Origin of the sequence: Clostridium bornimense (genome assembly GCF_018917145.1) — a bacterium.
GTDB classification, from domain to species: Bacteria; Bacillota; Clostridia; order Clostridiales; family Clostridiaceae; genus Clostridium_AN; species Clostridium_AN bornimense_A.
The window spans coordinates 1-11,589 of sequence record NZ_JAHLOD010000025.1; the positions used below are offsets into that span (position 1 = coordinate 1).

Below are 11,589 nucleotides of genomic sequence, written 5' to 3' on the forward strand. Positions count from 1 at the left end.
ACCACCGCGAGTATTACCATACTTAATTCCAAGATCTAAACATATTTGACGACAACTTCTAGTTCCTGAAATATAATCTTTTGATGCCTTGATTTTATCTTCAAAAGAATATTTATATTGTCTTCCCATAAAAAATACCTCCAAAGTAGATTTTGGTTATTTACCATGTCTACTTTAGAGGTATCATATCAAAGTGTGACAGCTTTTTATTTAAATAAAATATAAATGTATTCAGACTAGATTTATTAAATTAGAAAACAGAGTAGATTGTATTTTATAACAAATATTATAATTAAAGTATAATTATTAATTTTATATAAGAAATTGATTAGAGGATGTGGGGGCATATGAGAATTGCATTGGCGCAAATGGATATAGCATGGGAAAATTTTAATGTAAACATAGAAAAAATAAAAAAGTTTACAAAGAAGGGAAAAGATGAGGGAGCTGGTTTAATCCTATTTCCTGAGATGTGTCTAAGTGGGTTTACTAATAATTTAATAATATTAGATAAAGATCAAGATGAGATAATAGGAAATATTGTAGATATAGCAATTGAAAATGATATAAACATAGGACTAGGATTTGCTATTAAGGTGGAGAACAAAGGAAAGAATAAGTTTGTTTTTATATCAAGAAGGGGAAAGGTTTTAAGTGATTATACTAAGATACATCCTTTTACTTTTTCTGGTGAAGATAAGGTATATCATAAAGGGAATATTATAAATTTTTGTGAAATAGATGGGGTTAAGTTTTCTTCATTTATATGTTATGACTTAAGATTCCCAGAAATTTTTCAAGTGGCTTCTAAAAATGCTGAAGTTATAACTGTTGCTGCTAATTGGCCCAAAGAAAGGGAAGAATACTGGATAACTTTATTAAAAGCTAGAGCTATAGAGAATCAGTGTTATGTATTAGGAATTAACAGAGTTGGTGTAGGAAATGGATTAAAATATGGTGGGGCATCTTTATTTGTGTCTCCCAATGGTAAAGTATTAAATGAAGTAAGTTCAAAGGAAGAAGTTATAGTGAGAGATATAAATATTAATTTGATACAAGTAATACGAAAAAGTTTTGATATAAAAAAAGATAGAAGAGAAGATTTATATATTAGTTTTTATTAAATTGAAGTGGGTGAATAATTTTATTTAGTATAGGAGGAGAAAAGTGGCAAAGATATTAATTGTTGAAGATGATAATGATATAAATTTATTAATTCAAAAGCTATTTAAGAAAGAGAAATTTGAGGTTATTTCAGCATTTTCTGGAACAGAGGGAAAACTATTAATAGATATGCATAATGTAGATATTGTTATTTGTGATTTAATGCTTCCAGGGTTAAGTGGTGAGGAGTTAATAAGTTATATTAGAAGTAAATATGATATGCCAATTATTGCATTAACGGCGAAAGGTAGTCTTGAGGATAAAACGAATATATTTCAACTTGGAGCTGATGATTATATAACAAAACCTTTTGAACCTAAGGAACTTATTTTGAGAATAAATGCACAGCTTAGGAGAATGGGAATTATAGCTGAGAATGTATTAAAAAAAGAGAGTATATTGAAATTTAAAGATATTGTTATTCATTTAGATTCAATGATAGTAGAAGTAAAGAAGAGTAAAGTAGAATTAACGTTAAAAGAATTTCAAATACTTGAGATAATGATGAGAAATCCTAATAGAGTATATTCAAAAGATTTTTTATATGAACAAATTTCAGGTAATGGATATTATGGAGATGACAATACAATATGTGTACATGTAAGTAACATCCGTAAGAAAATAGAAAAGGTAACAAAAGAAGAATATATAAGTACTGTTTGGGGAATAGGATATAAGCTTAATACTTAGAATCTTTAAACTTTCTTTAGACTTTTTTTAGTATTTATTTAAATGAAAAGATTAAAATGATGGTAATTAGAGAAGAAAGAAGGTACTAAAATGAGTGAAGTTATATTGTCGATGAAAGATGTTACGAAGATTTACAACGAAACGAAAGCGCTAGATAAAGTATCTATAGAGATAAATAGAGGAGATATTTACGGTATTATAGGTAATAATGGAGCAGGGAAAACAACAATTATGAGGATAATTTCAGGACAATCATTTGTTAGTAGTGGAACTATGGAACTTTTCGGAAGCAAAGATGATGATGTAAGAAAACAACGTAAAAGATTAGGCTGTCTAATTGAGAATCCAGGATTTTGTTATTCAATGACTGCATATGAAAACTTAGAGTATTTTAGAATTCAATTTGGTATACCAGGAAAAGAGAATATAAATAAAGTTTTAGAAGAAGTTGGACTTAGAGATTGCGGTAAAAAGAAATATAAAGATTTTTCTCTTGGTATGAAGCAGAGGTTAGGCATTGCACTAGCAATTCTTAATAGTCCTGAATTATTAATTCTTGATGAACCTACAAATGGTCTTGATCCAGAAGGAATTATTGAAATTAGAAATATATTAATAAATCTTAATAAAAAGAAAAATACTACTATACTTATTTCTAGTCATATATTATCTGAGTTATCTAATATAGCTACTAAATATGGATTTTTGAAAAATGGAAAAATAATAGAAGAAATATCAATGGAAGATCTTCAAAGAAAATGTGAAAGTTATATAGATATAACTGTAGATAAAGTAGAGGCAATGTGTATAGTGCTAGAAAAGGAACTTAATTATAAAAATTATAAGGTGTATGCTAACAATCATATTCATTTATATCAAGGAATAGATGATATTAAAAAAATATGTGAAACTGCTGTGTTAAATAATATAGGTATTTTAGAGGTAGTAAGGAAGGTAAAAAATCTTGAGAATTATTATATGAATATGATGGAGGAAAATTAATATGATTAATTATATTAAAAGTGAATTATATAGAAGTATTAAGAATTCTAATCTTAAAATAATGTTTATTATTTTTACTGTACTTATTGTAGCATCTGTATTACTGCTTAACTATATGATGAAAGTTGATCCAACATTTAGGTATGGTAACACAAGATTTTCATTAGGAAATGTTTACGCACAAATGACTATGATTTTTACCGTTATAGTTGCGTTTTCTGCAATAATGAATGATGGAGAAGGAAATAATACAACTAAACAATCTATTTCATTTGGTGTTAGTAGAAATAATATATATATATGTGGGTTTGTTGTACAAGCTATAGTTGGGATTTTAATATACACAATAATGTCTATTTTACTAATAGTATTATCATTTTTATTATTAGAACATAGTAATGTAAATGAAATTTCCATATTTATTAGAGTTACTATAGGTAGTGCAACATGTCTTTTAGCTGTACTTGCAGTTACGTATTTCTTCAGTATGAATAGTAAAAGTGTAGTAGGAGCATTAACTTTACCAATAATTATAATGGTTCTTATTCCAAGTGTTTTAAATATAATAGGAAGAAAAATAAGTTTAATTAAGTCAATTGCATATTACTTGCCTTATAATCTTGTAGGTTATGATAGTAAGTTAGTACAATCACAAAGTACTATAGGTATTGTTTTACCTTTGATAATAGGATTAATATGGTTAGTTATATTTATTTTTGGTGGAATATATCTTTTTAATAAGAAAGAAATCAAATAAGAAAAGATGGTGTATAAATTGATATTTGTAATAGTATTACTTGTTTTAATAGTGGTGTATTTGTTTATACACCTTATTTTATTAAAGAAATCTATAAAAGATTTAAAAAATGATTTTATTTCAATAAAAGATACCAAGGAGGTTGAAAGGTATCTTACTATTAATTTTCCTGATAAAAATTTAGAGGAATTAGCAATGGAAATTAATGATTATATAGATAGTTATTTTAAAAACAATTATCAATTAAAAAATACTATAAGAGAAGTAAGAGGAGAAATAACAAATATTTCACATGATTTAAGAACTCCATTAACTTCTATCTTAGGATATTTAGAACTTTTTAATGAAGAAGAATTAACAAATGAACAAAAAGAAATCATATCCGTTGTAAAAAGAAGGAGTATTGGCCTTAAAGATTTAATAGAACAACTTTATGAATATACTAGGCTAGAAAATAAGGAATATAATATTAAAATTGAAAAGATAGACTTATATAAAGTATTACAAGAACATATTCTTGAGTTTTATATGGAATTTGAGAAAAAAAACATAGATTTTAAGTTAAATATGTCTAAAGAAGCAAAGCCAATATGGATAAATGGAGATATAAAATGTATAAAAAGAATTTTAACTAACTTAACAAATAATGCTTTGAAATATACAAATGGAGAAGCAGAAGTTAACCTTAAGGTAAAAGGTAATATTGTAAGTTTTACATATATAACGACAAGAGGATCTTTAACAGATTATGATATTAAACATATATTTGATCGATTTTATAAAAAAGATTTATCAAGATCAGTAACTAATAGTAGTGGTCTTGGACTTACTATTACTAGAATTTTTACTGAGAGGATGGGTGGAAATATTTATGCCTATGGAGACGATGAATATCTGTATATAGTATGCATTTTTCCTATGGTAGATTCTATATAGTAAACTAGTATAATTAAGTGTTGTTTATTGATAGGTCAGTAAAAACAGCACAATTTGATTAATAAATGTGAATATTATTTGTCACTTTATCAGAAGATTGTAAGAAGCTACATGTAAAATATAAACCATAGTAGATGATGAGGTGATAAAAAAATTTAATCAAACTATAGTAATGATTACTCATAGTGAAGAAATAGCTCAACTAGCAGATAGAATTGAGTATACAAAGCGATGAGATGTTTGTAAGAATTGATATTGAAGATAATGGTATAGGAATAAAAGAAGAAGAACTCCCTAAAATATTTGCTAGATTTTATAGAGAAAAAGATGTTGGAGATATAGAAGGAATAGGAATAGGATTATATTTAACTAGGGAAATAGTATCTAAACATGAAGGATATATAAAGGTAAACTCTAATGATGAGGGATCTAAATTTTCTGTTTATTTGCCTAATAAATAAGTAAGGAATTAAACATATTAAGTTTGTTAATATTAGTACTCTATGATATTATATAAGCCGATATTAAATTGAAAACATAGGAGGAAATGAAAAGATGGATCAATTACCAAATTGCCCAAAGTGTAATTCAGAATATACTTATGAAGATGGAAATCTTTTAGTTTGTCCAGAATGTGCATATGAGTGGACACCAGGTTCAGAAAGTGAAAATGGAGATGAATTAGTAGTAAAAGATGCTAATGGAAACATATTAAAAGATGGTGATACTGTAACAGTAATAAAAGATCTTAAAGTTAAAGGAAGTTCATCACCAATTAAAATAGGAACAAAAGTTAAAAATATACGTTTAGTTGATGGTGATCATAATATTGACTGTAAAATAGATGGATTTGGAGCTATGAGTTTAAAATCTGAATTTGTTAAAAAAGCATAATTAAATTTTAAATAAGAAGGGTTGTCGCAATAACGAAGAGATTCGTGAGCGAGGCCTTTTTTTATTTATATAAAAATTTCATTTAGAGATGAATTTCACGAGGAAGCGAGGATAAAATTTTAATTTAGCTAACTCATCCTAAAATAAGGAAAAATATTATAATATATGGTAAAATAAAAGAAAATATAATATTAGTTTTTCAATTTGAAAGGAGGATAAAGTGAGTATAGTAAAAAGATTTTCGAATATAATGACATCTAATGTGAAGCAATTATTTAATAAATCAAAAGATCCAATGAAGGACATGACAAAATATATGAGGGAACTTGAAGAGGATGTAAGAACAGTAAAAGGTGAAATGGAGGCATTAGATTCTAATAGGGCAAGACGAAAAAGAGAGATGGATGAATATGAGGAAAAGATAGAGAAGTATGAAAGATATTCTGAAAAATATATGGAACAAGGTAAATCAAGGGATGCAAAAATATACTTATCTAAAAAAGAAGAATTAATGCCTAAATTTGAAGAATTGAAAAAAGTTTATGATTTAGAAGAAGACAATGCTGAGAAGATGAAAAAAATTCATGAAAAGTTATTGATGGATATAGAAGTATTAAAATCAACAATGAATAGAATTACAGTAGATGAAGGAAAGGGATTCTCTAAAGTTGAAGAGGTTCAGCAAAATGTAGATAAGATGGTATGTAGAGCTGAAGCTATAGAAGAGATTAATAATTTATCCAATAGTAAAAGTGATTTAGATAAGGAATTCGATGAGTTATTAAGACAAGATAGTAATAATTAGGGGGATTAATAAGTATGTCAGAGAAAACTAAAGTATATAGATGTGATGCTTGTGGTGGAATAATGGAATTTGACATAAAGACTCAAGGGTTGAAATGCCCTAATTGCGATAGTACAAGGGTAATTGAAAATGAAAAAGGTACTATAGTTGAACATGAATTAACATTAGATGCTAGAAGAAAAGTTACTGTAGAAGAGAAAACTACAAGTACTATGACTTGTAGTGGATGTGGAGCTAATATTGAGCTAGATTCTAATGATACAGCAGCAAAATGTCCTTATTGTGGTTCTAGTTATGTATTAGCAGAAAAGCAAGTTGAAGCATTAGTTCCAGATGGGGTAATACCTTTCAAGATTGATAAAAATGAAGTTGTTGTTAAATTTAGAACATGGATAAAAAGAAGATGGCTAGCTCCAAATGAATTGAAAAATTTATATCAACATGGAGGGTTTCAAGGAATATATATACCATACTGGACATTTGATGCAAATGTAAGTTGTGATTATAGAGGTGAAGGTGGACGAGATAGAGAAGTAGTTGTAAAAGATAAAGATGGAAATGATACTACTAAAACTGAAACAGATTGGTATCCTGTATCAGGCCATATAGATAACTTTTTTGATGATATACAAGTAGCAGCTTCATCTAGATATAAAAAGGGATTTTTTAATGGTATACAACCATTTAATTTCAAAGAAGTTAAATCATATTCACCGGATTATATATCTGGATATATGTCTGAGAATTACTCTATAAGTTTAGAGGAAGGACATGATGATGCCGTTGATAAGATGAAGAGAGAATTAAAAAGTATGGCAGGAAGCGAAATTAGGAGAAGTTATGATCATGCAAGAAATATAAGTATATATCCTAGATTTTATGATGAGACATATAAGCATTTATTATTGCCTATTTATGCCACATCATATTCGTACAAAAATAAAAATTATACAGTAATTATTAATGGACAAACTGGAAAAATTCAAGGAGATTATCCAAAGAGTGTTGCAAAGATCATAATATTAATTATTATAGGCTTAATTATTATAGGTCTTATTATGCACTTTAGTAATTAGATGTTAGGAGGATTATTATGGGTTTATTTTCAAAACAATTTGCAAATGTAGTAGAATGGGAAGAATATAGAGATGATTTATTATTTTGGAAGTGGAGTAATAAAGAAATAAAAAAAGGTTCAAGGCTTATTATACGTCCGGGACAAGATGCAATATTTATGTACAATGGAAAAGTTGAAGGTGTCTTTAAGGATGATGGTAGTTATGATATAGAATCAGAAATTATTCCTTTTTTATCAACACTTAAAGGATTAAAGTTTGGATTAAATAGTGGAATTAGAGCAGAAGTATTATTTATAAATACTAAGGAGTTTACAGTAAAGTGGGGTACTAAACAACCAATAAATATAGCACATCCTAGTTTACCAGGAGGGTTACCAATAAGAGCATTAGGAACATTTACATGTAAATTATCAGATTATATGAATTTTATAGATAATATTGCAGGTGTAAAAAAACAATATTCAATAGATGATGTAAAAGAAAGAGTTATGTCAATGTTAAATCAACTTCTTATGAAGTGGATTACTAAGGAAGGAAAGGATATCTTTAATCTTCAAGGAAATTCTTTTGATATATCTAATGGAATATGTGAAGATCTAGATATGGAAATGGGTAAGATCGGTATTGAAATTACTAGTTTTAGTATTAGTAATTTTTCATATCCAGAAGAAGTACAACAAATGATTACTAAAGCTGCATCACAAAGTATGTTAGGTGATGTAGATAAATATCAAAAGATTAGTATGGTAGATGCTATGGCATCAGGAAAAATGAACAATAATGGATCATCTATGGCAGCAGATATGATGAGCATGCAAATGGGAATGATGATGGGACAACAAATGATGAATAGCATGCAACAAAATCAGCAACAAATGCCAGGTACTATGCAACAAAATCAACAACAAGTACAAAATACTCAACCACAAGGTGGAAATAATGGAGCTGTTCCTAAGTTTTGTCCAGAGTGTGGAACTAAAACTAATGGAGCAAAATTCTGTTCAGAATGTGGAACTAAGTTAGTATAAATATAGTATTGCAGTATTATTTTTCACAAGTAGTAAGTAAAACATATACTATAAAGTAAATAATATTGTTAGGGGGAAGTATAGTTGGAGCATGAATATAATTATTATAACTTTAGTGAAAGCGATATAGAAAACTTAAAGTTACTATATGAGCAGCTTCGTGCTCAAACTATGTTTATATATTCTGATTTTTTATCATATCTAGCTACAATTGAAGGTATACAACTTATTTATAGTAAGTATGACCCTAATATTCCTTCCGATATATACAATCCAGATATTACAGCATTACAATCATTATATGTAGCTATTATCGCAAGGTTAATGATTGCCAATGTAGCATTCACTAAATATGATATTTTAATAAATAAATTTTATAATGGAGAGATTGATTTTTCACTTCAACCTAATATAGATATTAATATTTCAAATGTATTGTCTACATTAGGATATATGTATGCCTTACGTGGTGCTCGAGGAATTTATGAAAGGGATATTACTCAGCCGGTATTTGGTGTTAGATGATGTCAAGGTATAGTTTCATGTACCTTTAATTAAAATATGCTTATGTAATAAATATAGAAACAACGCTTAAGTATAATAGCCAAATATAGCAACTAAAAACATAAATATACAACCATAATTATGAAGTGTGAACTGCGAAATTATAATTAATATTTTATGTGTTACAAATAAAAGAATATATTATATAAAAAAGGAATTTAAAGATAAAAATTCAAATGAAAACCTTTGTATTTTAACTATATATGTATTAAAAGTAAATATAATGAATAAATTACTAAAAGTTGCATTATAAATGTACAAATAATATTAAAAATATACAACATCAACATGAATAAACTTGATAAAATATAATTGTCTTCAGAGGAAGCGATTTCAATATAACGTAACTAACAAATTATAAGTTATATAATAAATATAAATTTAAGGTGAGGGAAAGTATTATGTTAGAAAATAACTTAAATGAAATTTTAACAAAAAGATTTAACAAATCAATTAGTGAAGCTAGTAATGAAGAAGTATACTTAGCATTATTAGAATTAACAAAATCAAATATTAAGAAAAAGGGAACTAACAAAGGAAAGAAAAAGCTTTACTACATTTCTGCTGAATTCTTAATTGGTAAGCTATTATCTAACAACTTAATTAACTTAGGTCTTTATGATGAAGTTAAAGAAGTATTAGCTAAAAACGGAAAAGAATTAACTGATATAGAAGAAGTAGAATTAGAACCTTCTCTAGGAAACGGTGGTCTTGGAAGATTAGCAGCTTGTTTCATAGATTCTATTGCAACTTTAGGATTAAACGGGGACGGTGTTGGATTAAACTATCACTTTGGATTATTCCAACAAGTATTTAAAGATAACAAACAAACAGCAGTTAAAAATCCATGGATTACAAGTGAAAGCTGGTTAAATAAATCAGATATTAAATTTGAAGTTCCATTTGGAGGATTTACTTTAAAATCAACATTATATGATATAGATGTAACTGGATACAATGAAGCATCAAACAAACTTCGTTTATTCGATATTGATACTTTAGATGAATCATTAGTTAAAGATGGAATAAATTTTGATAAGACAGATATTAAAGAAAACTTAACTTTATTCTTATATCCAGATGATAGTGATGAAGCTGGTCACTTATTAAGAGTATATCAACAATATTTCATGGTAAGTAATGCTGCTCAATTAATTTTATTAGAAGCAGAAGAAAACGGATATGACTTACACAAATTACATGAACATGTAGTTGTTCAAATTAATGATACACACCCATCAATGGTTATTCCTGAATTAATCAGATTATTAGGATTAAAGGGAATTGGAATGTCAGAAGCTATAGAAATAGTAACAAAGACTTGTGCTTACACAAACCACACTATCTTAGCTGAAGCATTAGAAAAATGGCCAATAAAATACTTAGAAAAAGTTGCTCCACAAATTGTGCCAATTATCGTTGAATTAGATAACAGAGTTAAAGCTAAATATGACGATGAAAAAGTTTATATCATAGACAATGAAAACCGTGTTCATATGGCTCACATGGACATCCACTATGGATTCAGTGTAAATGGAGTTGCAGCACTTCATACAGAAATATTAGAACAAGAAGAATTAAAACCATTCTATGATATTTATCCAGAAAAATTCAATAACAAAACTAATGGTATAACTTTCAGAAGATGGTTATTACATTGTAATAATGAGTTAGCTAGCTATATTAGCGAACTTATCGGAGATGATTACAAGAAAGAAGCTACTAAGTTAGAAGACTTAATGAAGTTTGTTGATGATAAGAAAGTATTAGCTAAACTTGATGAAATAAAGAAACATAACAAATTAGCATTAAAGAAATACTTAAAAGAAACTCAAAACTTAGATTTAAACGAAAACTCTATATTTGATATTCAAATTAAGAGACTTCATGAATATAAGAGACAACAAATGAATGTGTTATACATCATTAATAAGTACTTAGAAATCAAAGGTGGTAAGAAGCCAGCTACTCCAATTACTGCAATTTTTGGAGCAAAAGCAGCACCAGCTTATATCATAGCTCAAGATATTATTCATACTATCCTTTGCTTACAAGAAATCATTAACAACGATCCAGATGTTAACAAGTACTTAAATGTATTTATGGTTGAAAACTATAACGTAACAAAAGCTTCAAAATTAATTCCTGCTTGTGATATTTCAGAACAAATTTCACTTGCATCTAAAGAAGCATCTGGTACTGGTAACATGAAGTTCATGTTAAATGGTGCTTTAACTCTTGGAACTGAAGATGGAGCAAACGTTGAAATTCATCAATTAGTTGGAGATGAAAATATCTACATCTTTGGTGAATCAAGTGAAACAGTTATAGAACACTATAAGAATGCTGATTATGTTGCTAAAGACTTCTACAATAAACCAGAAATCAAGAAGTTAGTTGACTTTATCGTAAGTGATGAAATGATGAAAGTAGGAGATAAAGAAAACTTAGAAAGACTTCATAATGAATTAATCAATAAAGACTGGTTCATGACTTTACTAGATCTTGAAGATTATATTAAGACTAAGGATAAAGTATTTGAAGATTATGCAGATAGAGAAACTTGGATGAAGAAAGTAGTAGTTAATATTGCTAAAGCTGGATTCTTCTCTTCTGACCGTACAATTGCTCAATACAACGAAGATATTTGGCATCTATAAGATAAATTAC

General features: G+C 27.6%; 12 protein-coding genes. All 12 read left to right on the forward strand.

The features are described 5' to 3' along the window. The first annotated feature begins 347 nt into the window (after positions 1 to 347). Positions 348 to 1,124: a nitrilase-related carbon-nitrogen hydrolase gene (locus tag KQI30_RS09910; protein WP_216463145.1), complete on the forward strand. Its 777-nt coding sequence runs from the start codon at positions 348 to 350 to the stop codon at positions 1,122 to 1,124. A 43-nt stretch (positions 1,125 to 1,167) separates the two neighbouring features. Further along, positions 1,168 to 1,854 carry a response regulator transcription factor gene (locus KQI30_RS17580; RefSeq protein ID WP_216463146.1) on the forward strand — a complete coding sequence of 229 codons (687 nt, stop codon included), beginning with the start codon at positions 1,168 to 1,170 and terminating at the stop codon, positions 1,852 to 1,854. A 90-nt stretch (positions 1,855 to 1,944) separates the two neighbouring features. Then, positions 1,945 to 2,856, forward strand: a complete 912-nt coding sequence (locus KQI30_RS09920; protein ID WP_216463147.1) for an ABC transporter ATP-binding protein — start codon at positions 1,945 to 1,947, stop codon at positions 2,854 to 2,856. Between the two features lies 1 nt (position 2,857). Next, positions 2,858 to 3,613: an ABC transporter permease gene (locus KQI30_RS09925; protein ID WP_216463148.1), complete on the forward strand. Its 756-nt coding sequence runs from the start codon at positions 2,858 to 2,860 to the stop codon at positions 3,611 to 3,613. An 18-nt stretch (positions 3,614 to 3,631) separates the two neighbouring features. Next, on the forward strand, positions 3,632 to 4,549 hold the full coding sequence (locus KQI30_RS09930) for a sensor histidine kinase (protein ID WP_216463149.1): 918 nt from the start codon (positions 3,632 to 3,634) through the stop codon (positions 4,547 to 4,549). A 215-nt stretch (positions 4,550 to 4,764) separates the two neighbouring features. Next, positions 4,765 to 5,010, forward strand: coding sequence for a sensor histidine kinase (locus KQI30_RS09935; protein ID WP_367397846.1), 246 nt, complete (start codon positions 4,765 to 4,767; stop codon positions 5,008 to 5,010). 94 nt (positions 5,011 to 5,104) lie between these two features. Beyond that, the gene (locus KQI30_RS09940; protein WP_216463150.1) at positions 5,105 to 5,443 is read left to right on the forward strand and encodes a zinc ribbon domain-containing protein YjdM; all 339 of its coding nucleotides are present in this window, start codon (positions 5,105 to 5,107) and stop codon (positions 5,441 to 5,443) included. A 220-nt stretch (positions 5,444 to 5,663) separates the two neighbouring features. Next, a complete protein-coding gene (locus tag KQI30_RS09945) occupies positions 5,664 to 6,248 on the forward strand; it encodes a PspA/IM30 family protein (RefSeq protein ID WP_216463151.1) in 585 nt (194 codons plus the stop codon). Between the two features lie 14 nt (positions 6,249 to 6,262). Next, complete coding sequence (locus tag KQI30_RS09950; RefSeq protein ID WP_216463152.1) at positions 6,263 to 7,324, forward strand: hypothetical protein; 1,062 nt, start codon at positions 6,263 to 6,265, stop codon at positions 7,322 to 7,324. 17 nt (positions 7,325 to 7,341) lie between these two features. Next, positions 7,342 to 8,355, forward strand: coding sequence for an SPFH domain-containing protein (locus KQI30_RS09955; RefSeq protein WP_216463153.1), 1,014 nt, complete (start codon positions 7,342 to 7,344; stop codon positions 8,353 to 8,355). 84 nt (positions 8,356 to 8,439) lie between these two features. Then, complete coding sequence (locus KQI30_RS09960) at positions 8,440 to 8,880, forward strand: hypothetical protein (RefSeq protein WP_216463154.1); 441 nt, start codon at positions 8,440 to 8,442, stop codon at positions 8,878 to 8,880. Positions 8,881 to 9,320: 440 nt separating this feature from the next. Further along, positions 9,321 to 11,579, forward strand: a complete 2,259-nt coding sequence (locus KQI30_RS09965; protein ID WP_216463155.1) for a glycogen/starch/alpha-glucan phosphorylase — start codon at positions 9,321 to 9,323, stop codon at positions 11,577 to 11,579. Positions 11,580 to 11,589 lie beyond the last annotated feature (10 nt).

Coding starts and splice junctions, on each gene's coding strand:
- KQI30_RS09910 (WP_216463145.1), top strand. CDS start 348: ATGAGAATTGCATTGGCGCAAATGGATATAGCATGGGAAAATTTTAAT.
- KQI30_RS09920 (WP_216463147.1), top strand. CDS start 1,945: ATGAGTGAAGTTATATTGTCGATGAAAGATGTTACGAAGATTTACAAC.
- KQI30_RS09925 (WP_216463148.1), top strand. CDS start 2,858: ATGATTAATTATATTAAAAGTGAATTATATAGAAGTATTAAGAATTCT.
- KQI30_RS09940 (WP_216463150.1), top strand. CDS start 5,105: ATGGATCAATTACCAAATTGCCCAAAGTGTAATTCAGAATATACTTAT.
- KQI30_RS09950 (WP_216463152.1), top strand. CDS start 6,263: ATGTCAGAGAAAACTAAAGTATATAGATGTGATGCTTGTGGTGGAATA.
- KQI30_RS09955 (WP_216463153.1), top strand. CDS start 7,342: ATGGGTTTATTTTCAAAACAATTTGCAAATGTAGTAGAATGGGAAGAA.
- KQI30_RS09965 (WP_216463155.1), top strand. CDS start 9,321: ATGTTAGAAAATAACTTAAATGAAATTTTAACAAAAAGATTTAACAAA.